Annotated in this window: 19 protein-coding genes and 2 pseudogenes; 13 read left to right on the forward strand and 8 right to left on the reverse strand. The window is 55.5% G+C overall.

Annotated features, from left to right (window positions below; genetic code table 11):
• Nucleotides 1-299 precede the first annotated feature (299 nt).
• Nucleotides 300-656, forward strand: a complete 357-nt coding sequence (locus AL479_RS03290) for a hypothetical protein (RefSeq protein WP_061075034.1) — start codon at nt 300-302, stop codon at nt 654-656.
• 78 nt (nt 657-734) lie between these two features.
• Here AL479_RS03290 and AL479_RS03295 read toward each other — a convergent pair.
• The 4 genes and pseudogenes from AL479_RS03295 to tctD form a co-directional block, all read right to left on the reverse strand.
• Nucleotides 735-5,108: pseudogene (locus AL479_RS03295) on the reverse strand (autotransporter outer membrane beta-barrel domain-containing protein); the annotation flags it as partial.
• A gap of 210 nt (nt 5,109-5,318) precedes the next feature.
• Nucleotides 5,319-5,381: pseudogene (locus AL479_RS24170) on the reverse strand (ESPR-type extended signal peptide-containing protein); the annotation flags it as partial.
• A gap of 759 nt (nt 5,382-6,140) precedes the next feature.
• Complete coding sequence (locus tag AL479_RS03300) at nt 6,141-7,568, reverse strand: sensor histidine kinase (RefSeq protein WP_061075036.1); 1,428 nt, start codon at nt 7,566-7,568, stop codon at nt 6,141-6,143.
• Nucleotides 7,555-8,229, reverse strand: coding sequence for a transcriptional regulator TctD (gene tctD, locus AL479_RS03305; protein ID WP_044255134.1), 675 nt, complete (start codon nt 8,227-8,229; stop codon nt 7,555-7,557). The genes AL479_RS03300 and tctD overlap by 14 nt, the downstream gene beginning before the upstream one ends.
• Nucleotides 8,230-8,381: 152 nt before the next feature.
• Here tctD and AL479_RS03310 point away from each other — a divergent pair, with 152 nt between their 5' ends.
• Genes AL479_RS03310 through AL479_RS03320 form a run of 3 tightly spaced genes read left to right on the forward strand, consistent with a single transcriptional unit; the run spans nt 8,382 to nt 11,330 of the window.
• Nucleotides 8,382-9,359, forward strand: coding sequence for a Bug family tripartite tricarboxylate transporter substrate binding protein (locus AL479_RS03310; protein WP_061075037.1), 978 nt, complete (start codon nt 8,382-8,384; stop codon nt 9,357-9,359).
• 14 nt (nt 9,360-9,373) lie between these two features.
• Nucleotides 9,374-9,805: a tripartite tricarboxylate transporter TctB family protein gene (locus AL479_RS03315; RefSeq protein WP_061075038.1), complete on the forward strand. Its 432-nt coding sequence runs from the start codon at nt 9,374-9,376 to the stop codon at nt 9,803-9,805.
• 10 nt (nt 9,806-9,815) lie between these two features.
• On the forward strand, nt 9,816-11,330 hold the full coding sequence (locus AL479_RS03320; protein WP_061075039.1) for a tripartite tricarboxylate transporter permease: 1,515 nt from the start codon (nt 9,816-9,818) through the stop codon (nt 11,328-11,330).
• A gap of 86 nt (nt 11,331-11,416) precedes the next feature.
• Here the strand turns inward: AL479_RS03320 and AL479_RS03325 are convergent, their stop codons facing one another.
• Nucleotides 11,417-12,916, reverse strand: a complete 1,500-nt coding sequence (locus AL479_RS03325; protein WP_061075040.1) for an alpha/beta hydrolase — start codon at nt 12,914-12,916, stop codon at nt 11,417-11,419.
• A 273-nt stretch (nt 12,917-13,189) separates the two neighbouring features.
• On the opposite strand from AL479_RS03325, the gene glaH reads away from it, so the two are divergent.
• The 6 genes from glaH (at nt 13,190) to csiR (ending at nt 20,500) form a co-directional block, all read left to right on the forward strand.
• Entirely contained in the window at nt 13,190-14,167 is a 978-nt protein-coding gene (gene glaH / locus AL479_RS03335) for a glutarate dioxygenase GlaH (RefSeq protein ID WP_061075041.1), read from the forward strand.
• Between the two features lie 18 nt (nt 14,168-14,185).
• Entirely contained in the window at nt 14,186-15,454 is a 1,269-nt protein-coding gene (gene lhgO / locus AL479_RS03340; protein WP_061075042.1) for an L-2-hydroxyglutarate oxidase, read from the forward strand.
• Nucleotides 15,455-15,478: 24 nt separating this feature from the next.
• Complete coding sequence (gene gabD, locus AL479_RS03345) at nt 15,479-16,927, forward strand: NADP-dependent succinate-semialdehyde dehydrogenase (RefSeq protein WP_061075043.1); 1,449 nt, start codon at nt 15,479-15,481, stop codon at nt 16,925-16,927.
• Between the two features lie 25 nt (nt 16,928-16,952).
• A complete protein-coding gene (gene gabT, locus AL479_RS03350; RefSeq protein WP_061075044.1) occupies nt 16,953-18,236 on the forward strand; it encodes a 4-aminobutyrate--2-oxoglutarate transaminase in 1,284 nt (427 codons plus the stop codon).
• 125 nt (nt 18,237-18,361) lie between these two features.
• The gene (gene gabP, locus AL479_RS03355; RefSeq protein WP_061075045.1) at nt 18,362-19,762 is read left to right on the forward strand and encodes a GABA permease; all 1,401 of its coding nucleotides are present in this window, start codon (nt 18,362-18,364) and stop codon (nt 19,760-19,762) included.
• 45 nt (nt 19,763-19,807) lie between these two features.
• Nucleotides 19,808-20,500: a DNA-binding transcriptional regulator CsiR gene (csiR, locus tag AL479_RS03360; RefSeq protein WP_061075046.1), complete on the forward strand. Its 693-nt coding sequence runs from the start codon at nt 19,808-19,810 to the stop codon at nt 20,498-20,500.
• A gap of 6 nt (nt 20,501-20,506) precedes the next feature.
• On the opposite strand, the gene lysM is transcribed toward csiR, so the two are convergent.
• Together lysM and AL479_RS03370 are read right to left on the reverse strand one after the other, a co-directional pair.
• Entirely contained in the window at nt 20,507-20,956 is a 450-nt protein-coding gene (lysM, locus tag AL479_RS03365) for a peptidoglycan-binding protein LysM (protein WP_061077921.1), read from the reverse strand.
• Between the two features lie 123 nt (nt 20,957-21,079).
• Nucleotides 21,080-21,250: a YqaE/Pmp3 family membrane protein gene (locus AL479_RS03370; protein WP_061075047.1), complete on the reverse strand. Its 171-nt coding sequence runs from the start codon at nt 21,248-21,250 to the stop codon at nt 21,080-21,082.
• A gap of 181 nt (nt 21,251-21,431) precedes the next feature.
• Here AL479_RS03370 and AL479_RS03375 point away from each other — a divergent pair, with 181 nt between their 5' ends.
• Nucleotides 21,432-21,731 (forward strand): ArsR/SmtB family transcription factor, encoded by a 300-nt coding sequence (locus tag AL479_RS03375; protein ID WP_042999641.1) that lies wholly within the window; start codon nt 21,432-21,434, stop codon nt 21,729-21,731.
• Nucleotides 21,732-21,740: 9 nt separating this feature from the next.
• Nucleotides 21,741-22,268, forward strand: coding sequence for a rhodanese family protein (locus AL479_RS03380; protein WP_061075048.1), 528 nt, complete (start codon nt 21,741-21,743; stop codon nt 22,266-22,268).
• A 57-nt stretch (nt 22,269-22,325) separates the two neighbouring features.
• Here AL479_RS03380 and stpA read toward each other — a convergent pair whose 3' ends face one another.
• Nucleotides 22,326-22,727 (reverse strand): DNA-binding protein StpA, encoded by a 402-nt coding sequence (stpA, locus tag AL479_RS03385; RefSeq protein WP_061075049.1) that lies wholly within the window; start codon nt 22,725-22,727, stop codon nt 22,326-22,328.
• Between the two features lie 472 nt (nt 22,728-23,199).
• On the opposite strand from stpA, the gene alaE reads away from it, so the two are divergent.
• On the forward strand, nt 23,200-23,649 hold the full coding sequence (gene alaE, locus AL479_RS03390) for an L-alanine exporter AlaE (protein ID WP_061075050.1): 450 nt from the start codon (nt 23,200-23,202) through the stop codon (nt 23,647-23,649).
• Nucleotides 23,650-23,656 lie beyond the last annotated feature (7 nt).

A 23,656-nucleotide genomic window follows, 5' to 3' on the forward strand; every position in this document is an offset into this window, starting at 1 on the left:
TTCGTCACATCTTTACTGGCATTTAAATATATTTACACTCATAAGAATTTTCAGATTTAACATCCGGGGTCTTATAACAGACACCCCAAAATCAGACAATTCGCGTTTCATAAAAACCTTTAAAAACAAAAGGATATTTTTTTGACAATATTCTTAATAGCGAAAGAGGTTTGTTCAAATGCCTGAATGAAGGCGGTTGCCATCATTGTTTTCACTTACAGTTTTTTCCTAAAGCCAGCGCTTCGTTAAGATGCCATGCTTAAACACGCTAATAACTTATAACGTAAAGCGAGGACATGATGAAAAAGACCCTAATCGCATTATCTGCACTTCTGCTGGCTTCTCCTGTTTTTGCCGCTACGACACACGCAACCGATAATGATGTCGCCGCCGCACATGAAAATGCAAATACAGCAAAAGAGAAATTACACCAGGCGCAGAATCAGGGTGAAGAGCAAAAACTGAAAATGGAACACCGCGCCGAAGGTAAACAGGATAATATCAGCAGCAAAGTCAGTGAAGGCTCGCAGAAAACCTGGAATAAAACCAAAGAAGGCACTGAGAAAGGCTGGAATGCCACGAAAGAAGGTGCTGAACAGGGCTGGAATAAGACCAAAGAAGGCGCAGCCAGCGTAGAGAAGAAAATCAGCGAATAAACCTTTCGCCCTGATCATTAAAGAATAAAAAAGCCGCTTGCGCGGCTTTTTATTTGTTACCCGCATACCCGTATGAATTTACCAGCTGTATTTCACACCCAGCATGCCCTGGGTATCGCTGTAGCCCTTATCACCCAGTTGCACACCGACATTCCCCCAGACGCTTAAACGGTTATTCAGTTTACCTTCCACCCCGGTACGCACTTCACCCAGATTGCGCGCGCCATCACGGCTGATTTTCACGCCATCCATCTTCACGCCCCAGGTGTCGGTATTGTGGATCCAGTTCACTTCGACATAGGGCTGGAACTCGCGCGGTTGTCCGTCATCCATTTTGTGATGACTGTTGAGGTACGTTTTCACCCCCAGACGCGTCTGAATGTTGCCATCACCTTCTGTTTCAATGCGCGTACCGTCATGCCGGGTATGCGTATCAGACTTCACGCCCATCCAGGTGACCTGTGCCTGCGGCTGGATGTACCAGGTGTTCAGAGAACCCTGGCTGCCGCTGAACGTTCCGGCCTTGAAGGTGTAACCCGTTTCCAGTGAAGCAGTCAGCCCCTTTGAGTCATAGCTGTCGCTCTCACGCTCATCCGCGTCCACCGTGTTGTCGAACCAGTTGTACAGCAACCAGCTATCAACATACACCCCCGTGCTGTCCACGACATTCTGATACCAGGTTCCGTACAGACCCGCGCTGTAGCCGCTGGTACGTCCGTCTGAACCGTATCCGGCACGGTTGCTGTGGGTGTTGCTGTGTTCATTGGCATAACCGCCCATTACGCCGAGATGCCAACGGTCCAGCCCGTCCATACTCCACTGTGCAATGTCGCCGCCCAGTTGCAGCACGTAGCGATTACTCTGTGTTTTCAGTTGACCGTTACCCGCCGAGGAACGTTCATGCCCGCCGACGTGACGCATCCACATGCTGCCGGCCAGCCCCTCATCCTTGAGCGCATTGGTGTACTGCGGCTCACCCAGACGATCGTGCAAACGGTGAGCAAACAGCGTGTTCGCAGCGGAAATATTGCTGGTATAGCTTCCCGCTTCCGGTCGCAAAGCCTCCACCGCCTGCGGATCGACAACCGGCGGGTTGTCTGAGTCAATCACGCCATCCCACCTACTGGTCAGATACCAGTTTTTCGCCGCCTCGCCGGTTCCCTTCGCCAGCGTGTAGACATATGCACCGGCCTCCACGGAGCCACGGTTCAGGGCGAATTGACCGGCGGAATTGCCGTCCACTTGCACCAGTTCAATGCCATTGCGGGTCTGCGCGCCAGTACCGCCAACGTTATTGACGTCCACCCGCGTGTTGCCGGAGGTATCGCCATGAACGGTCAGTTTGTCCGTGGCTGAATCATCACCGCCGAGGGCCGTGTTAAATACCATCAGACCGTCATTACCGTGGTAGTTACCGTCTACATCCAGGTGATTACCCGGCTGCATGCCCGCACGCCCCAGGATCACAGTGCCGCTGTGAGTCAGATTGCCGCCGACCGTAAAGTCGGACACCTGCATCGTCCCGCCGCTCATCACATCCACATCCCCGGCGGTGCGACCATACCCCGACAGGGTAGCGCCATCGTGAATATTCACCTGCTGGTTAGCCATATCGACGGCAGAATCGGTATCGCTACCCAGCACAATCTCACCGTCGAGAATATCGGTGGTGCCTGTCCAGGACACAAAATCCTGTTTCAGTGTCAACACGCCGCTACCGGTCTTGGTCAGATCGCCTGTGCCGCTAATGACATTGTCCAGCGTCCAGTCCGTGTCCGTCGCTACCGTCAACAGGCCGTTATCCGTGACAGAGGCTGTGCCAAGGTTCTGCTGTTCACTGACGGTCAGTTTGTTGTCCGTGTCGATATTGAACAGACCGCTAAAGCCGCTGTTATCTCCACTGACGACCACATCTGACATGTTTGCCACATCAATGCCGCCCGCTCCGCTGAGGGGGTTCGTCAGCGTGCCGACAACGCCATTCAGGGTCAATGTCCCGTCGTCGACGATATCGCCGCTGCCTGCGCCCAGCACATCATTTACGCTCACTTCCGCCCCACTGCTGATGGTAGTTTTAGCCGTCAGCGCAGCGTTGGCACCGTCAATCGTTAACAGGCCACCGTTGACATTCAGCGCGCCGCTACCGGCCAGACGTCCCTCGCTAAGCCCACCGTTCGACAGGGTCAGCGAGCCGCCATTCAGTGCTAAGGTGGAGTCGGACTGCCCTGTCAACGTGCCCGCCGTCTGGGTTGTAGCGTTGAGATCGGCGGTCGCTCCGCTACTGATATGCAATTCGCTGGTCTCGCCCAACGCGCCATCGGCATCGGTGCGCAACGTCCCTGCCTGTACCTGCGTGGCGCCACTGTAGTCGTTCAGACCGTTGGAGAGCGACACGACATCGGCCGTATTCACCGCCAGATTGCCGCTACCGGAGATCGTTGCCGACATATCCGCACCGGCACCCGTTACGCCCGCATACGGCGACAGCACCAGCGTTTGCCCGGAGAGAATCTCCAGCGCCTTCAGGCCGTAGTTCACATACAGACCATCACCCGGCGCGGTGGTAAGACGAAAACCATACTGCCCGTTCGCCACGGTCGTCCCGCTTTGCGCTATCTGAAGGGTTTTATCTGCCGCAACCGGCGTACCGTTTTGATCGGCAAGCGTCAGCGAACCACCCGACCCAAGGACAATCGACGCTTTCACCAGTTGTACGCCAATCTCTGCGTCATCCTGCTGGAGCAGGTTTGCGGTAGTATCTGGATTCGCCGCTGCGCCAGTATCGTTCCAGGGATCAGCAAGATTAACTTTCACCGTGCCGGTACCGTCTGCCTGATGTGCGCGTCCGTTGTATATTACCCCCTCTGCGCCGGCGACCAGGGTATTGACCGACACCAGACTGTTGGAGATCGTTGTCCCCGGAAGAGTAACGTCAAAAGCCAGCGTGCCCCCATTAAAAAGTAGCCCCGTAAGATACTGCGTACCGCTGACGGTTGTGGTGTTCCCCGCACTGCTGATTAACAGCGATTGTGCCAACGACGAAGCGTTATTCCCGGAAAGCGCAAACGTGCTATTGCGCAACTCAACCGCTCCGCGAAAACTGTTGCCGACGGCAGGCGTAAAGGAAAAGACATCATCCCCTGCGTGCAGATTGACAGACATCACCCCCGTGCCGTTCAACACATTACTGAAGGCAAAGTCATTGGTGCTGGTGTTGGTGGCACCGACAATTTCGAGCGTGCCGTCGCTGCCGATCGTCACCTCACTGCTGCCAAGGCCGGTTCTGTTAGCGCTAGATTGCAGAGCCGAGGTGAGCGTGCCGCCATTGACAATGGTCTTCCCGCTGTAGGTATTGTCCCCCGTCAGCACGGTATGCCCGGCCTGATGAACAATCGTTCCCTGGCCCGTAATCGGCATGGTGAGTTGATATCCTCCCGCCGTGGACGGGTCGTTGGTGGTGTGGTTGAGCACAAGAGAACCGGTGCCCGAGCCGAACGTCACGCCGGTCACGCCGGAAATCACGCCTGCCCCGGTGGCGGCCAGCCCCTCAGCCGCGCCGATATTCACCACGCCGGTGCTTGAGGCATTCTGCGCAATGAACAGTTTGCCATTCAGGTTAAGCGCACCGCCGTTACTCAGGTTGAGAGTACCGTCGCCCACGGCGCCGACGGTGGCTGACATCGCATCCAGACGCGATCCGGCACCGTTGATATTCACCGTCCCCTGGCCGCCATTTGCCGCCAGGCTCACCGCGCTGGCAACCACTTTCCCACCCGACTGAATATCCAGTATCCCCGTCGCAGCATGACCCACGTTGAGTCTTTTGGTGACGTCACTGGCGTCGGCGATCCGCCATTCCCCGCCATTACTGATATTCACTCGCCCGTAACCAGCAGGCGAACGCGCCAGCATACTGTCGGCGCTACTGCGTACAATAGCAGAGTCAGAGATATTCAACGTTCCCGAACCATAATCCCCGACCCGCAGCGCGCCGGTGCTCATTGTTGAATTCTGACCGCTAACGCTGACGGTTCCGACTCCGGAGGCAAAACTGCCAATCGTTGTCATACCGGCGTTCAGCGCACCGCCCTCTTCAATGTTAATCACTCCTGTGCCGCCATAACCAATATTCAGGTCCTGGTACGCGCCTGAGGGATTGACTAAATTCCACTGTCCACCCGAACGGATCGTGGCGGACCCGTGACTGCCGGTTGAACCGCCCAGGACGCCCAATCCTGAAGTATTCACCACCGCAGAGTTGGAGAGGGTCATGGCTCCGGTACCTGACTCAGCAAGGGTCATCGCCCCTGAGCGTAACGAAGAGCCGGAACCATCGACGTTCACCGTACCGTTCGCCTGAGTGTTATCGCCAATAGTGAGCTTGTAGACATCCGATCCTGCCACCACACCGCCCGCGAGAATATTCAGCGTCCCGACGCCGTTCATGCCGACGAAAGTGTAGTAATCCAGTGAATATCCCGTCGACACGTTGACGACCTCGCCATTATCGATAATAGCCGAATAGGCGGGAAGAGAGGCCAGCAGCAACAGCGACAGGGCACTACGTTTAAAAAGAGGTTGCCAAGCATGGTGTTGTTGCGCGGAAGAGGTCGTTTTTTTTATGGATGATTTTGCTGATGATTGACTTTTCCCTCTCACCAGCTCAGAACAAACCTGAAATACCTTGAGAACTTCATTCCATATAACGCGATAATTTGTGTTCATAATAAATTGCTCATAATCTGATAAAATGTTTATACGCGGTGTAATTGTTTTTAATACGCAACATAGAATCGATAAGCTTCCCTCACCTGGAAATGGGAAATAGAGGGCTATTCAGAAATGAATTCTGAACAGTCTTAAATTAAATACTCTATTGATAGTGTTATAATGATTTCACATATTGTCTCCGACAATAGTATCCATGCATGATTAAATAACCACTATCCAGGATCCACGATTTGCTCTCCGGAGAGAGCGTTAATGGAATCACAGACAATCGTCAGAAATTAAAATCAATATTATGCAAATATATAAAGTGTGGCCCTGTACAAAACATCCACTCATACCCGTTGGTTACTGACACCACACGATAGACTCAGACCTTCTGGTGACGAGCCGGGAGCGGCTCGGCAGCAGCCATTGCGGCTTGCTGTTTGGTTAATAATCTTTATGTAATTCGTGCGCTCAGTTTTACACTCGCCTAAAAAGCTGTCAATACGCCCCCGAACTATTAGCCGGGTTATAAATATCAGAAAATAATTATGAGTGAGAATAAATTCCTGGTTGGACCAGATCACGCAATTTGATTTATCTGTATAATGGAAGGGGAAACCGAGATGAATCCAGGAATTTCATATGCAATAATAAGATTATTAGCGTTTTTTTAAAAGCATAAAAATTGCCTTTGAAAAGCACTTTTTGCTAAAAGCATTTATAGCGTATTGTGTTAACTGCTTCTATCTGATTGTCTATAAAGAATATTTACGTTTTCGTCAGGGAATGCGCGACCACTAAAAAGCGTACCCGTACATGCAGCCCCCCTAAAATAGCGCTACGCGAAAGATGAGGATGAGTGCGATGCAAACGGGCAATATCATTAACCAGCGCCAGGCCGATGCCTGCTCCGGCTTCCGTTCCTGCATTTTCAAGACGATGGAATGGCAGCATTGCCTGATGAATCTGTTCATCCTCGATGCCAGGGCCACTGTCTTCAACCTCCAGCGCCACGGCCTCACCTTCCCGTCGTAACCTGGCGGTCACCGTCCCTTGCGCCGGTGTATATTTCAGGGCGTTATCCAGCAAATTACCGCACAGTTCCCCCAGCAGGACATCATCGCCGTCTACCCATATCGCCTCCTGCGCACCTTCGTAACCCAGATCGATGCCTTTACTGCGCGCCTGTGCCAGTCGCGTAAAGCAACTCGTCTGCACCACCTCGAACAGATTGACCGGTAAAAACTGCCGCTCCCCCTGCTCTTTTCGCTTCACCGCCGAAAGCTGTAACAACCTTTCCGTCAGCAGAATGGTGTTGTCCAGCGTCGTACTCATCGCCCGTAAACTTTCGTGCCACTGCTGAGGCTGTTCGCTGGCAAGCGCCACGGCGGCCTGCGTTTTCAATACGGCCAGCGGCGTTTTCAGTTGATGAGAGGCATCGGCGCTAAACCGTTCCTGACGTGAAATCAGCGCGCGCAGGCGATCCAGATAACGGTTAAACGCAACAATTAGCAGCCGCGTCTCCGACCAGGGCAGCAGTTCAGGTAACGGCGTCAGGAGCTCCGGTTCACGGCGCACCATCAGTGAGGAGAGCTGGCGCATCGGCCGCAGCACGCGGCGCAGTAGCCAGCCGACCAGCACCAGCGTCAGCAACACCAACAGCCCCTGCGTTACCCATGACGAAAACAGCAGTTGTCCTGCCAGGTAACGTCGCGACTGGAGCGTCTCTGCGACGTAGATCTCCGCCATCCCGACAATGCCGCCCTCGTTCACCGGTTGTAACAGACGCGCCACGCGAATGGCCTGTCCCTGATATTGCGTATGATAAAACCAGGCCAGCGCAGGATAGTGTTGCGTCCGGGAAGTGGAAGGCGGCATCGCCGGCAGGTCGTCGTAACCTGAAATCACCTTCCCCGCCGGATCCACCACTTTATAGTACAGCCGGTCATTCATGTTCAGTTCAAAGCTGTCCAGCACCACCCACGGAACATTCACTTCCAGCTTCGCGTGGCGCACCACCAGCCGCTCCGCCACCGTGCGCGCTGACGACAGCAGCGTGCGATCATAGGCCTGCGTTGCCGCCTGCAGCGCGCTGACGTAGCTGTTAAACGCCGACAGTCCCCACAGCAGGATCAGCGGTAGCCCAAGAAACAGCAGCAGTTGCAGGTATAACGACTGGGGTTTAGCCCACCTCATTGCCGCACTCCAGCACGTATCCCAGTCCGCGCAGAGTGGTGATCCGCACATTGCTGCCCTGTAATTTTTTCCGCAGACGATGGATGTACAGTTCGATACTTTCGGGACTGACCTCATCGTTCAGGCTGAAGACCTGTTCGAACAACTGCTGGCGCGATACCGGCCGCGTTCTGCGATACATCAGCACCGTCAACAGCGCCAGTTCACGCGGAGTGAGCGCCAGCGGTTGCTGCTGAAGCAAGAAATACCCTTCGTCATGGAACGCCAGATCGCCCAGTTGCTGAAGCTCCTGTACCTGTCCCGCACTACGCCGGAGCAAAGCCCGCAGCCGGGCGTCCAGTTCCTCAAGTTCGAAGGGCTTGGGCAGATAATCATCCGCTCCGGCATTCAGCCCTTTTACCCGATCCGCCACGGCGCTACGCGCTGTCAGAAGCAGCACCGGCAGCGTCTGCGCACGCTTACGCAGACGCTGCACCACTTCCAGTCCGTCGATCCCGGGCATGTTGATATCCAGAACCGCCAGCGCATAGGTTTCGCTATGCAGAAGATGGTCGGCAGCCAGTCCGTCAAACACGCAGTCCACAGCGAAGCCGTTTTGCACCAGCGCCTTTTCCAGCCAGTGAGCCAGCTCACGGTTATCTTCCGCCAATAAGAGACGCATATCACATCCTGTAAAGTTTCTGCCGCATTGAAAGGGAAATGAAAGGTTAATGTTTTAACAATCACGCAACTGAACCGCTACATGTTGGTTCACATAATCAAAAAATAGTCTTCCGAACCCTACCATCCGGTTCTCCGGCGTGAGGATAAATAATGAAAAAACAGTTCGTTCGTACCCTTGCTGCAAGCGTTTTACTGATGAGCACCTCTGCACTGGCACAAGAAGCGCCGTCGCGTACCGAATGTATCGCCCCGGCGAAACCGGGCGGCGGCTTTGACCTTACCTGCAAACTGATTCAGGTAAGCATGATGGAAACAGGCGCTATCGAGAAACCGATGCGCGTCACTTACATGCCGGGCGGCGTGGGCGCGGTCGCCTACAACGCCATCGTTGCCCAGCGTCCCGCCGAAGCGGGGACGGTCGTGGCGTTCTCCGGCGGCTCGCTGCTGAACCTGTCGCAGGGAAAATTTGGTCGTTACGGCGTGGATGATGTGCGCTGGCTGGCGAGCGTCGGTACGGACTACGGCATGATCGCCGTGCGCGCCGACTCACCGTGGAAGTCGCTGAAAGATCTGTTAACCGCGATGGAAAAAGATCCCAACAGCGTGGTGATTGGCGCCGGAGCCTCTATTGGCAGCCAGGACTGGATGAAATCGGCGCTGCTGGCACAACAGGCTCACGTCGATCCGCACAAGATGCGCTATGTCGCCTTTGAAGGCGGCGGCGAACCGGTCACCGCGCTGATGGGCAATCACGTACAGGTGGTTTCCGGCGATCTCAGTGAGATGGTGCCCTATCTGAACGGCGATAAAATCCGCGTCCTCGCCGTCTTCTCTGAAGAGCGCTTGCCGGGCCAGCTCGCCAACGTCCCGACGGCCAAAGAGCAGGGTTATGACCTGGTCTGGCCCATCATTCGCGGCTTTTATGTCGGCCCGAAAGTCAGTGATGCCGAGTATCAATGGTGGGTGCAGGCATTTGAAAAACTCCAGCAGACCGACGCGTTCAAAAAGCAGCGCGATCTGCGCGGCCTGTTTGAGTTCAACATGACGGGCAAACCGCTCGACGAGTACGTCAAAAAACAGGTGACCGGTTATCGCGATCAGGCGAAAGCCTTTGGCCTGGCGAAATAAGCATGGAGAGAACCATGAGCGATCGTATTTTCGCCGGTATCTGGCTGTTGCTCTGCATCGCAGGGCTGTTCATCGCCTGGCAAATTCAGAGTGAATACAGCTATGAGCCGGTCGGTCCCCGTCCCTTCCCTTTGGGGATTATCGGCCTGATGGCGCTGTGCGCGCTGGCCATGCTGCTGCGCCATCCGGACGTCGTGGACTGGCCGCGCCGACACGTCCTGCAAAAACTGTTAACGATGGTGATCGTCCTGCTGATGTACGCCTGGGGCTTTGAGTGGCTGGGCTTTCCCGTCGCCACCGCCATTCTGACGCTGGTGATTGGCATTCTGTTTGGCGCCACCCTGCCTGCCGCAGGGCTTTCCGGCGCAATTCTCGGCGTCGCCCTGTGGTACGCCTTCGACCGCCTGCTTGATGTCACCTTACCGCTCGGCGCCTGGCTGAGTTAACGGAGAAACGATGGATACCTGGATATATCTTTCTCAGGGTTTTGCGGTGGCAATGACCCCTGAAAACCTGGTGATCGCGTTGATCGGCTGCTTCGTCGGCACCATTGTCGGCCTGCTGCCGGGTCTGGGGCCGATCAACGGCGTGGCGATCCTGTTACCGCTGGCCTTTGCTTTGCATTTGCCAGCGGAATCGGCGCTGATCCTGCTGGCAACGGTTTACATTGGTTGCGAATACGGCGGACGCATTTCGTCGATTCTGCTCAACGTGCCCGGCGATGCGGCGGCAATTATGACCGCGCTTGACGGCTACCCGATGGCGCAACAGGGGCGCGGCGGCGTCGCGCTCTCCATTTCAGCGGTCAGCTCCTTCTTTGGCTCACTTATCGCAATCGGCGGGATCATTCTGTTCGCCCCCTTACTGGCGCAATGGTCGCTGGCGTTTGGTCCGGCAGAGTACTTCGCGCTCATGGTTTTTGCGATTGCCTGTCTTGGCAGCATGATGGCGCAAAACCCGCTGAAATCGTTTCTGGCGGCGCTGATTGGTCTGGGACTGGCAACCGTCGGCGTTGACGCCAACACCGGGGTTTATCGCTTTACCTTTGACAGCGTGCACCTTTCTGACGGCGTGCAGTTTATCGTCGTGGTGATCGGTCTGTTTTCCGTTTCTGAAATCCTGCTCATGCTGGAACATACCAGCAGCGGGCAGAAACTGGTGCGTAAAACGGGACGAATGCTGTTCAACGCCAAAGAAGGCGCGCAGTGCGTTGGCGCGACGCTGCGCTCGTCGGTGATTGGCTTCTTCGTCGGCGTGCTGCCGGGAGCGGGTGCCACCATCGCCAGCGCCATTACCTACATGACCGAGAAAAAAATCAGCGGCAACAGTGACAGCTTCGGCAAAGGCGATATTCGTGGGGTTGCCGCGCCGGAAGCGGCGAATAACGCGTCGGCCTGCGGCTCGTTTATTCCGATGCTGACGCTGGGCGTGCCGGGTTCCGGTACCACGGCGGTGATGATGGGCGCGTTAACCCTGTACAACATCACGCCGGGACCGGCGATGTTTACCGAACAACCGGATATCGTCTGGGGGTTGATTGCGGCCCTGCTGATTGCCAACGTGATGCTGTTGGTGATGAACATCCCGCTGATTGGCCTGTTCACCCGGATGCTGACCATCCCACTGTGGTTCCAGGTACCGGCTATCGCGGCCGTGTCGGCGGTCGGGGTGTACGCCGTACACAGTACAACCTTCGATCTGGTACTGATGGTTGCGCTCGGCGTGCTGGGCTACGTTCTGCGCAAAATGCACTTCCCAATGTCGCCGCTGATCTTAGGCTTTGTGCTGGGCGAAATGCTCGAACAAAACCTGCGCCGTGCGTTGTCGATCAGCAACGGCAATATGGCGATTCTGTGGGAAAGCGGCGTGACCAAAACGCTGCTGGTGATGGCCATTGCGGTGATTGTGATCCCGCCGCTGTTACGGATCCTTCGTAAGCGCAACACCAAACCGCAGGTGGATATAGGGTAACGCCTCGCCGGATGGCGCTTCGCTTATCCGGCCTACCCGCAACCCAGGTCGCATAAAACGCGTGGAGTTGTTATCCGGCAACGACGTCAATCCTTAACGCTGCCCCCGACAACCGCCTCAATCCGTTCCTTCATATAGGGAAAGAACGGATTCGAGGTGACACGCATTAACGTATCCAGCCCCACCAGCAGCGTGGAGGTCTCTCCGCGCAGCGCAATCGTGCCAATGCTCAACCCATAGCGATTCAACGCATCCGGCTTCAACCCATACAACGAATCGGTCAGTGGAAAGGGCACCGCCACATGCGACAACGAATACATCTCCTGCGGCCAAGCTTCCTGTAACGGCTGAACCTGCACGTCACGCGCTCCGGCGAGGGTGTCACGCGCCACCACAGCCAGCGTTTCCGCCGTGGCATTGGTCACCACCGTGGTGCGGTAAGCTCGCGGTACGGACGGCAACAGCGTCGCAGCGGCGGTATAAGAGGACGACCGCAGCAGAGGACGCAGGTTAGCCGCCTGATTGATATCAAACAGCACCAGTTCGCTGCCGTTAGGCCCCAGATAGCGATACAACGACTCCACTACCGCCTGGGTGCTGACGGTGGAGTCCATTACCGACTGAAAGGTCAGCACCGGCGGCAGATCGCGAAGTCGCGTATTCTGCGCATCCTGCACGATTTGCTGCTGTAGCGCTTTGGTCAGCAGATAAGACTGCCGCGCCGCATTGACCGGAAACGAATTGTATTTGAAGGGGTTATATTCAGGCGTGACGTTGAGCCACGCGGCTTTGGCAAAGGCGGGAAACAGCGCCGGCAACCCCGCCAGCCCGGCAAAACGGGCGAATGACGTGACGCCAATCATCGGCGACAGCAGTACCACCTGACGCGGACGTCGCAGCGTGGCGTCGTCCAGACTGTCCAGCGTGTATTTCAGCGCCAGCGCGCCGCCGTTAGAGTAACCCACCAGATGCAGCGGCACCTCGTTACCCGCCAGTCGCGTCGCCTCACGCACCGCCAGACGCGTCGTGGCCAGCCACGCTTCCCAGTCGACCGCCGTTAACGCGCCTGGCGCGGTACCGTGTCCGGGCAGGCGTGGCACCACGGCGATAAATCCCTGCTGCTGGTAGATCCGGGCGACATATTTCAGACTGTAGGGCGAGTCGGTCAGGCCATGCAGCATCACGGCAACGCCGCGCGGTTTGCCTTGCGGCATCAACACGAATGAGCGGTTCCAGTTGGGGGTAAATTGCGCCGGAGCAACCCGACTGCCCGACCAGAAACGGTTGATCGGCGTCTGCTCATCCGGGCTCAGCGTATCGCCTACCTGTTTTTGCAGATCGGCAAACAGCGCCGCTTCCCGTGCCTGATACTGCGCAAAGGTGGCGTTATCCAGCGCCTCCGCGTTCATTTCATTCCCGCGCCAGGTATGCCAGGGATGAAGGTCAGGGCCGCTCTCTGTCTGATACACCCGCACGCCGAGGAAAATAATCAGTACCACCAGCAGCGTCAGCACCACGTGTTTGATCAACGCCAACAGGCCGGAACTGACCCACTTCACCCGACGAAAGAGGTTTTTAATCAACATGTTTATTCCGAGCCTCGCTCATCAGACACACCGCAACCGGCGTTAGTGTAGGCTAACCGGCGGTTTCCTCAACCTTTTCCGCCCTTTTCTCTCGGTACGTATCCACTTATCCCTGCATTTAATAATGTTAAATATTTGTTGTTTTTGATCACAAAAAAGAAACAAAAAGTTCATTTTGTGCGCGTTTCTTAAAAATGTAGATATTTTTAATTTATGGCTACGAAATGAGCTTCGCCATGTCTCCCTGACCATCTACTGAGAGGATCGATTCTGATGAATGCACTGACTGCCGTTAAACCAAACGCTGAAGATCAAGGCCAACCTGACAACGGATTTACGCTGAAACCGTCAGCCCAGTCCCCGCGTCTGCGGGAACTGACCTTTTCCGCCCGGACGACGGAACACTTTCTTCGGCAGGTCGCGCAATGGCCAGTGCAGGCGCTGGAATACAAATCGTTCCTGCGCTTCAAAGTGGGCAAGATCCTCGACGATCTGTGCGACAACCAGCTGCAGCCGCTGCTGCTGAAAACGCTGCTCGATCGCGCTGAGGGTGCGCTGCTGATTAACGCCGAAGGCGTCGATGACGTGGCGCAGGCTGACGACATGGTCAAGCTGGCAACCGCGGTGGCGCATCTGGTTGGACGCTCCAACTTTGATGCCATGAGCGGCCAGTACTATGCGCGCTTTGTGGTAAAAAACGTCGATAACTCAGACAGCTATCTGCGCCAGCCGCACCGCGTGATGGAGTTGCATAACGACGGCACCTACGTCGAAGAGATCACCGATTACGTGCTGATGATGAAAATCGACGAGCAAAACATGACTGGCGGCAACTCGCTGCTGCTGCATCTTGACGACTGGGAGCATCTTGACGAGTACTTCAGCCACCCACTGGCGCGCCGTCCGATGCGCTTCGCTGCGCCGCCCAGCAAGAACGTCAGCCATGATGTGTTCCACCCGGTATTTGACGTCGACCAACAGGGTCGCCCGGTCATGCGCTACATCGACCAGTTTGTGCAGCCGAAAGATTTTGAAGAAGGTGTCTGGCTGAGCGACCTGTCTGATGCGCTGGAAACCAGCAAAAACATCCTGTCCGTTCCGGTGTCGGTGGGTAAATTCCTGTTGATCAACAACCTGTTCTGGCTGCACGGCCGCGATCGTTTTACCTCGCACCCGGACCTGCGCCGCGAACTCATGCGCCAGCGCGGCTACTTCGCTTATTCCACCCACCACTACCAGACTCACCAGTAAGCGTGAAGGAACAAGCGGATGTATGATTTTGTGATTATTGGCGGCGGCATTATTGGCATGTCGACCGCCATGCAGTTAATTGAGGTCTATCCGGACGCTCGCATCGCACTGCTGGAAAAAGAGTCCGGCCCGGCCTGTCATCAGACGGGCCACAACAGCGGCGTGATCCATGCCGGGGTCTATTACACCCCTGGCAGTCTGAAGGCGCAGTTTTGTCTCGCCGGTAACCGTGCGACCAAAGCCTTTTGCGATCAAAACGGCATCCGCTACGACACCTGCGGCAAGATGCTGGTCGCGACCTCTGAACTGGAAATGGAACGGATGCGCGCCCTGTGGGATCGCACCGCGGCCAACGGCTTAGAGCGCGAGTGGCTGAATGCGCAGGAACTGCGCGAGCGCGAACCAAACATCACCGGACTCGGCGGCATTTTTGTACCGTCCAGCGGGATCGTCAACTACCGGGAGGTCACGGCGGCGATGGCGAAAATCTTCCAGGCCAGAGGCGGCGAGATTATCTACAACGCCGACGTCAGCGCCCTGAAAGAGCATGCCTCGGGCGTGGTGGTGCGTACCCGCCAGGGGCAGGAATTTGAAGGGTCGACGCTGATTACCTGCTCCGGACTGATGGCCGATCGGCTGGTGAAAATGCTCGGCGTCGAGCCAGGTTTTATCATCTGTCCGTTCCGTGGCGAGTACTTCCGTCTGTCGGCGGAACACAATCAGGTAGTCAACCATCTGATCTACCCGATCCCCGATCCGGCGATGCCGTTTCTCGGCGTCCATCTCACCCGCATGATCGACGGCAGCGTCACGGTTGGGCCGAATGCGGTGCTGGCGTTTAAGCGCGAGGGCTATCGCAAACGCGACTTTTCACTCAGCGATACGCTGGAGATCCTCGGTTCTTCCGGCATTCGTCGGGTCCTGCAAAACAACCTGCGCGCCGGTTTAAGCGAAATGAAAAACTCGCTGTGTAAGAGTGGCTATCTGCGACTGGTGCAAAAGTACTGCCCGAGCCTGACGCTAAACGATCTGCAACCGTGGCCCGCAGGCGTCCGCGCCCAGGCCGTTTCGCCGGACGGCAAGCTGATTGACGATTTTCTGTTTGTCACCACGCCGCGCTCAATCCACACCTGTAATGCCCCCTCTCCGGCGGCGACGTCAGCGCTGCCTATCGGCGCACACATCGTCAGTCAGGTACAGACGTTACTGGCAAACCAGAGCAATCCCGGACGCACGCTGCGTGCGGCACGTAGCGTGGACACATTACACGCCGCTTTCACCCGTTAACCTTTTTTCAGACAGGAAGCCATCATGCAACTAAACGATCCGACGTTGTTCCGTCAGCAGGCCTTGATCAACGGCCAGTGGCGCGATGCCGATAGCGGCGAAGTCATTGCGGTGACCAACCCGGCTAACGGCAAGACGCTGGGCAGCGTGCCGAAAATGGGCCGCGCGGAAACCCGCGACGCCATTGAGACCGCTAACCGCGCGCTGCCCGCCTGGCGCAACCTCACCGCCAAAGAGCGGGCGAATATTCTGCGTCGCTGGTTCAATCTGATGCTGGAACATCAGGACGATCTCGCCCGTCTGATGACCCTGGAACAGGGCAAGCCGCTGGCCGAGGCCAAAGGGGAAATCAGCTACGCCGCCTCCTTTATTGAGTGGTTTGCCGAAGAGGGCAAACGTATTTATGGCGACACCATTCCCGGACACCAGGCCGACAAACGCCTGATCGTCATTAAGCAACCCATTGGCGTCACTGCCGCCATTACGCCGTGGAACTTCCCGTCAGCGATGATCACCCGCAAAGCCGGTCCGGCACTGGCGGCAGGCTGCACGATGGTGCTTAAACCCGCCAGCCAGACGCCGTTCTCCGCGCTGGCGTTGGCGGAACTGGCAAACCGCGCCGGGATCCCGGCGGGGGTATTCAGCGTTGTCACCGGTTCGGCGGGCGCCGTCGGTAACGAACTGACCAGCCATCCGCTGGTACGCAAACTGTCTTTCACCGGTTCGACGGAAATTGGCCGCCAGTTGATGGAACAGTGCGCCAAAGACATCAAAAAAGTCTCCCTGGAGTTGGGCGGTAACGCGCCGTTTATCGTCTTTGACGATGCCTGCCTTGATAAAGCGGTAGAAGGTGCGCTGGCTTCCAAGTTCCGCAACGCCGGGCAGACCTGCGTCTGTGCTAACCGTCTGTATGTGCAGGACGGCGTTTATGAGCGCTTTGCGGAGAAACTGCAGCAGGCGGTGGAAAAACTGCATCTCGGTGACGGTCTGGCTCCCGACGTCACCACCGGCCCGCTGATTGATGAGAAAGCGGTCGCCAAAGTGCAGGAACATATTGCCGATGCGCTGGAAAAAGGCGCCCGGGTGATTAGCGGTGGGAAACCGCACGCGCTGGGCGGCAATTTCTTCCAGCCCACCATTCTGGTGGACGTGCCAGACAACGCGAAGGTCGCCAAAGAAGAGACCTTCGGCCCGCTGGCCCCGCTGTTCCGCTTTACCGATGAAGCCGACGTGATCAGACAGGCCAACGACACCGAGTTTGGTCTGGCGGCCTATTTCTACGCCCGCGATTTGAGCCGTGTCTTTCGCGTTGGCGAGGCGCTGGAGTACGGCATCGTCGGCATTAATACCGGCATTATCTCGAACGAAGTCGCGCCGTTTGGCGGGATCAAAGCCTCCGGCCTTGGCCGTGAAGGTTCCAAATACGGCATCGAAGATTACTTAGAAATCAAATATCTGTGCATTGGCCTTTAATAATAAATCGACTGGAGAACACCTGATGAGCACCAATAACGAATTAATGCAGCGTCGCACTCATGCCGTCCCGCGTGGCGTAGGACAGATTCACCCGATCTTTGCCGAGCGCGCGGAAAACTGTCGGGTCTGGGACGTGGAAGGCCGTGAGTTCCTGGATTTTGCCGGCGGCATTGCGGTACTGAACACCGGACACCTGCACCCGCAGATCGTCTCGGCAGTCGAAGCACAGCTGAAAAAACTGTCCCATACCTGCTTCCAGGTGCTGGCCTATGAGCCGTATCTGCAACTGTGCGAAATCATGAACCAGAAAGTGCCGGGCGACTTCGCCAAGAAGACCCTGCTGGTCACCACCGGTTCCGAAGCGGTGGAAAACGCGGTGAAGATCGCCCGCGCGGCAACGAAACGTACGGGGACGATCGCCTTTAGCGGCGCGTACCACGGTCGCACTCACTACACCCTGTCACTGACCGGGAAAGTGAACCCGTACTCCGCCGGAATGGGGCTGATGCCGGGTCACGTCTATCGCGCGCTCTATCCGTGCGCCCTGCACGGCATTAGCGAAGATGACGCCATCGCCAGCATTCACCGCATCTTTAAAAACGATGCCGCGCCGGAAGATATCGCCGCCATCGTGATTGAACCGGTACAGGGCGAAGGCGGTTTTTACGCCGCCTCTCCGGCCTTTATGCAGCGCCTGCGCGCGATTTGCGACGAGCACGGGATCATGCTGATTGCCGATGAAGTGCAGAGTGGCGCGGGGCGTACCGGTACGCTGTTCGCGATGGAGCAGATGGGCGTGGCGCCGGACATCACCACCTTCGCCAAATCCATTGCCGGCGGCTTTCCGCTGGCGGGCGTGACCGGACGCGCCGACGTCATGGACGCCATCCCGCCGGGTGGGCTGGGCGGCACCTATGCCGGTAACCCGATCGCCTGCGCCGCCGCGCTGGCGGTACTGAACATTTTCGAGCAGGAAAATCTGCTGCAAAAGGCGAACGAACTCGGCAAAACCCTGCGCAACGGTCTGCTGGCGATAGCTGAAACGCATCGTGAAATCGGCGACGTTCGTGGGCTGGGCGCCATGATCGCCATTGAACTGTTCGAAGACGGCGACCATAACAAGCCGGATGCAAAACTGACGGCGGAGATCGTCGCACGCGCCCGCGACAAAGGGCTGATCCTGCTCTCCTGTGGGCCGTACTACAACGTGCTGCGCATCCTCGTTCCGCTCACCATTGAAGATGCGCAAATCCGCCAGGGGCTGGACATTATCGCCCAGTGTTTTGATGAGGCGAAACAAGGTTAACCCTTGCAGCCCATTGCCGGATGGCGCTTCGCTTATCCGGCCTACAGAGTCGGCGTGGTTTGTAGGCCGGATAAGGTGGAGTCGCCATCCGGCAAACGGCTCAATAACAATAAAGAGGTCATAAGATGGGGCAACTGTCGCAATCACATGATTTAGGGGGCGGGCTGAAATCACGCCACGTCACCATGCTGTCTATTGCCGGGGTTATCGGCGCAAGTCTGTTTGTGGGTTCCAGCGTGGCGATAGCCCAGGCCGGGCCTGCGGTCCTGTTGGCCTATCTGTTCGCCGGGTTACTGGTGGTGATGATCATGCGGATGCTGGCCGAAATGGCCGTCGCCACGCCGGACACCGGTTCCTTTTCCACCTACGCTGATAAAGCCATCGGGCGCTGGGCAGGCTACACCATCGGCTGGTTATACTGGTGGTTCTGGGTGCTGGTGATCCCGCTTGAAGCGAATATCGCCGCGATCATTCTCAATTCCTGGGTCCCCGGCGTCCCAATCTGGCTGTTCTCGCTGGTTATCACGCTGGCGTTAACCGGCAGTAATTTGCTGAGCGTCAAAAACTACGGTGAGTTTGAGTTCTGGCTGGCGCTGTGCAAAGTGATTGCCATCCTCGCCTTTATCGCCCTCGGCGCGGCGGCGATCAGCGGCTTTTACCCTTACGCTGAAGTCAGCGGTATTTCGCGCTTGTGGGATCATGGCGGCTTTATGCCGAACGGCTTTGGCGCGGTGCTGAGCGCCATGCTGATCACGATGTTCTCATTTATGGGCGCTGAGATTGTCACCATCGCCGCCGCCGAATCCGACACGCCGGATAAGCACATCGTCCGCGCGACTAACTCGGTCATCTGGCGTATTTCGATCTTCTATCTGTGTTCGATCTTTGTCGTCGTCGCCCTGATCCCGTGGAACATGCCGGGTCTGAAAGAGGTTGGCTCCTATCAGTCGGTGCTGGAACTGCTGCATATTCCGCACGCCAAACTGATTATGGACTGTGTGATCCTGCTGTCGGTAACCAGTTGCCTGAACTCTGCGCTGTATACCGCGTCGCGAATGCTCTACTCCCTGAGCCGCCGTGGCGACGCGCCGGCCATGATGGGCAAAATCAATCGCAGCAAAACCCCCTGGGTGGCGGTGCTGCTCTCAACCGGCGCAGCGTTTTTAACCGTAGTCGTGAACTATTATGCCCCGGCAAAAGTGTTTAAGTTCCTGATTGACAGCTCCGGCGCCATCGCCCTGCTGGTGTATCTGGTTATCGCCGTTTCTCAACTGCGGATGCGCAAAATCCTGCTGGCGGAAGGCGGCGAGATCAAACTGAAAATGTGGCTCTATCCATGGCTGACCTGGCTGGTGATTGGTTTTATCATCTTTGTGCTGGTTGTGATGCTCTTCCGCCCGGCGCAACAGCTGGAAGTGATTTCCACAGGGTTGCTGGGGCTGGGGATTATTTGCACCGTGCCGATTATGTCGCGCTGGAAAAAACTGGTATTGTGGCAAAAGACACCGCTGCAAAATACCCGTTAAATGATTTCCCGGCGCAGGCCGGGAACACGATTCAGGAGTAAGACCATGACCGCCATTTCCCATCCGACGGCCATAGATGGATACCGCTGGCTGAAGAACGATATTATTCGCGGTGTTTATCAGCCTGATGAAAAACTGCGCATGAGTTTATTAACCTCACGCTATTCTCTTGGCGTTGGGCCGCTCAGGGAGGCGCTTTCTCATCTGGTGGCGGAACGGCTGGTCACGGTGGTGAATCAGAAAGGGTATCGGGTGGCGTCCATGTCAGAGCAGGAACTGCTCGATATTTTCGACGCCCGCGCCAATATGGAAGCCATGCTGGTAAGTCTGGCGATTGAACGCGGCGGTGACGAATGGGAAGCCGAGATCCTCGCCCGCGCCCACATGCTCAGCAAGCTTGAGGCCAGCGACGCCAGTGAACACCTGCTGGATGAGTGGGATTTACGCCATCAGGCATACCATACCGCTATTGTTACCGGATGCGGTTCGCAGTATCTGCTGCAAATGCGTGAACGGCTGTTTGATCTCGCCGCGCGCTATCGGTTTATCTGGCTGCGAAAAACGGTCTTGTCGGTTGAAATGCTGGAAGATAAACACGTTCAGCATCAGACGCTGACCGAAGCAATTCTGGCGCGCGATGCGACGCGCGCCAGTGAACTTATGCGCCAACATTTACTGACGCCGATTCCTATTATCCAGCAGGCCATGAACGGTAAACTGCTGGCGCAAAAATCCTGACGGCACTTATTCTTCCGGAATACGCAGCACCTGGCCGGGATATATTTTATCCGGGCTTTTAAGCATCGGCTTATTCGCCTCAAAGATTTTGTTATACAGGTTGGCATTGCCGTAAACCTGTTTCGAAATAGCGCTCAGGGTATCGCCGGATTTCACCGTATAGAACTGACTCTCGGCGGCAGGCGCGTCGGTTTTAACCTGATCCTCCACGCTGGCAATCCCGGAAATATTCCCGACCGCAATCAGGATTTTTTCTTTCGCTTCCTGGCTTAATCCGTCGCCAGTGACCGTCGCCTTGCCATCGGCAATTTGTACATTGACCTTGTCGGCATCCGGAATACCGGTTTTATTCAGGTGGTCCTGCACCTTTTTTGCTAAATCGTCTTTATCGTGATTGCCGGTGACTGCATCCCACAGTTTTTCCCCGGCGTCTTTTACAAAGTTGAAAAGTCCCATATCCACCTCGATCATTGACAATTAACACTCACGAAGTGTAGCAGAAAGTTTCGCTTAAAATTCTGGCGGCGCGACGACCGGTGCAGCCCGATAACGTCACGCTATCGGGCGGTGTCATGACGCTTAAGAAAGCGTTGAAGAACGGGTTTGCACCCAGAACGCGTGAATCAGACCCGGGATATAACCCAATAGCGTCAGAATAATATTAAGGATGAAGGCCCAGCCGAACCCTTTCCCCAGCAGGACACCCAGCGGCGGCAGAACGATCGTAAATACAATTCTCCAGAAACCCATACACACTCCAAAAAGAAAAATTACTTATTGTTTAAAAAGGGATTTTATCCCTAAGCGTAGCGAGCTTAGCGGAGATCGCCAGTCATCACTCTCGCTTTTACCCTCTTTTACGTTTTTTACGCTGGCAGGCGTTTCACTTTTATTTTAGAATTTACTTAATTTAGCAAAACCTAAAATACATATGAGCGAACTTGAACAACTCCAGGCCAGCGCAGAACAGGCGGCGGCCCTGCTGAAAGCGATGAGCAACCCTAAGCGACTGCTGATCCTGTGTATGCTTTGCGGCTCACCGGGCACCAGCGCGGGCGATCTGGCACGCGCCACCGGGTTAAGCCCGTCGGCCACCTCACAGCATCTGGCAAAAATGCGCGAAGAAGGACTGATTGGCAGCCAGCGCGATGCCCAGCGCATCCTCTATTTCATTAAAAATGCAGCGGTGAACTCACTCATTGCCACATTGAAAAACGTCTATTGTCCATAAGGAGTGAACATGACCATCGGGACGATTTCCCCGCGCGACGCAAAGGCTCGTATTGAGCAAGGAGCCAGACTGATTGATATTCGCGATGCCGACGAATATCTGCGTGAACATATTCCGCAGGCCCATCTCGCACCGCTGAGCGCTCTCGAACACGGGGGCTTTCCAGCCAGGCTGCGAGGTGAGCAAGTTATATTCCATTGTCAGTCCGGGAAACGGACACAAAACAATGCGGCGACATTGCAGGCTCTTGCCGCACCGGCAGAAGCCTTGTTGCTGGAAGGGGGCATTGACGGCTGGAAAGCGGCGGGTTTCCCCACGGCGGAAGATAAATCACAGCCGCTTCCGCTGATGCGTCAGGTACAAATTGCCGCAGGCGGGCTGGCCTTACTGGGCGTTGTGTTGGGGTACAGCGTCAACAGTGGCTTTTTCTTGCTCAGCGGATTCGTGGGCGCGGGATTATTGTTTGCCGGACTGACTGGCTTTTGTGGCATGGCACGACTGCTCGACAAAATGCCGTGGAACCGTCGTCCTCAATAATAGCGGGAAACAATAGTGGGGAAATAAGCGGTGAGGATCACCTCACCGCTTACAGAATTAGATCAGAAAATCGTCCAGCGATTTACCTGCCGCCAGTGCCTGGGCAATCGGTTTTGGCGTACGCCCCTGACCGGTCCAGGTTTTACTTTCCCCGTTAAGATCGGTATAGCGATATTTCGCCGGACGCGGCTGGCGTTTTTTACCCACTCGCATGGTCGCGACGTCATTCCCGAATAACTCTTCCGGGCTAATTCCGTCGGCCTTCATCATTTCCAGCAAGGTATTAATTTTCTGCTGCTGTTCAGCGCGCTGACGCTGTAACTGTTCTTCTTCTTCACGTCTTTCTTTAGTGACGACCCTGAATTTCTCCAGCATTTCTTCAAGAACGTCAATGGAGAACTCGCGAGCCATGGCGCGTAATGTACGAATATTATTTAAGTTCTGTAACATCAAATTCATAATAATTAAAATCCTTTAACGCTAAAACAAATTATTACACTGTGCAGTTTATTATATTATCAGAGCATTTTCCAGCCCCTGGAATATAACAGAGGAAATACCACCTCCCGTTATTATACCCTGAATAATATCCCGGCCCATTTTCTCATTCTCTGACGAATAATCTCCATACCGGCTCATCGGACACAGAATGCGGTTTTTGCCTTACATGGAAACCCCTCGACCCGATCCATCACATAACCAATTGATTTTTAATCATTTAATACATATCGACAACAAAAACTCTATCCGGTACAAAAATCAGGCGGTTACAGAGTATTTTATCGACAAAAAGTGTAAAAATAAAAACATTCCGCTAGTTGATAGTTACAAGGCAGCAATATACTCTATCATCAAGCGAAAACACCGCGACAAACCACTAACGAAAACTCATTTAACGGCGATTTTACCCCTTTTTACAAGGAGCATTAGCATGTTCTCACCACAGTCACGCTTGCGTCATGCTGTAGCAGATACGTTCGCGATGGTTGTCTATTGTTCTGTCGTGAACATGTTGATCGAGATATTCCTCTCCGGAATGACCTTTGAGCAATCACTTTCTTCCAGACTGGTCGCTATTCCGGTCAACATTCTGATCGCCTGGCCCTACGGAATGTATCGTGATCTCTTTATGAAGGCGTCGCGTAAAGTGGGTTCTGCGGGTTGGCTGAAAAACCTGGCGGATGTGCTGGCTTATGTCACCTTCCAGTCCCCGGTTTATGTCGCTATTTTGCTAACGGTGGGCGCTGACTGGCATCAAATTACCGCCGCAGTCAGTTCTAATATCGTGATATCGATGTTGATGGGGGCGGTATATGGCTATTTCCTGGATTATTGCCGCCGCCTGTTTAAGGTGAGTCGCTACCAACAGGTTAAAGCCTGAAACGACT

The organism is Citrobacter amalonaticus (assembly GCF_001559075.2).
Taxonomy (GTDB): Bacteria; Pseudomonadota; Gammaproteobacteria; order Enterobacterales; family Enterobacteriaceae; genus Citrobacter_A; species Citrobacter_A amalonaticus_F.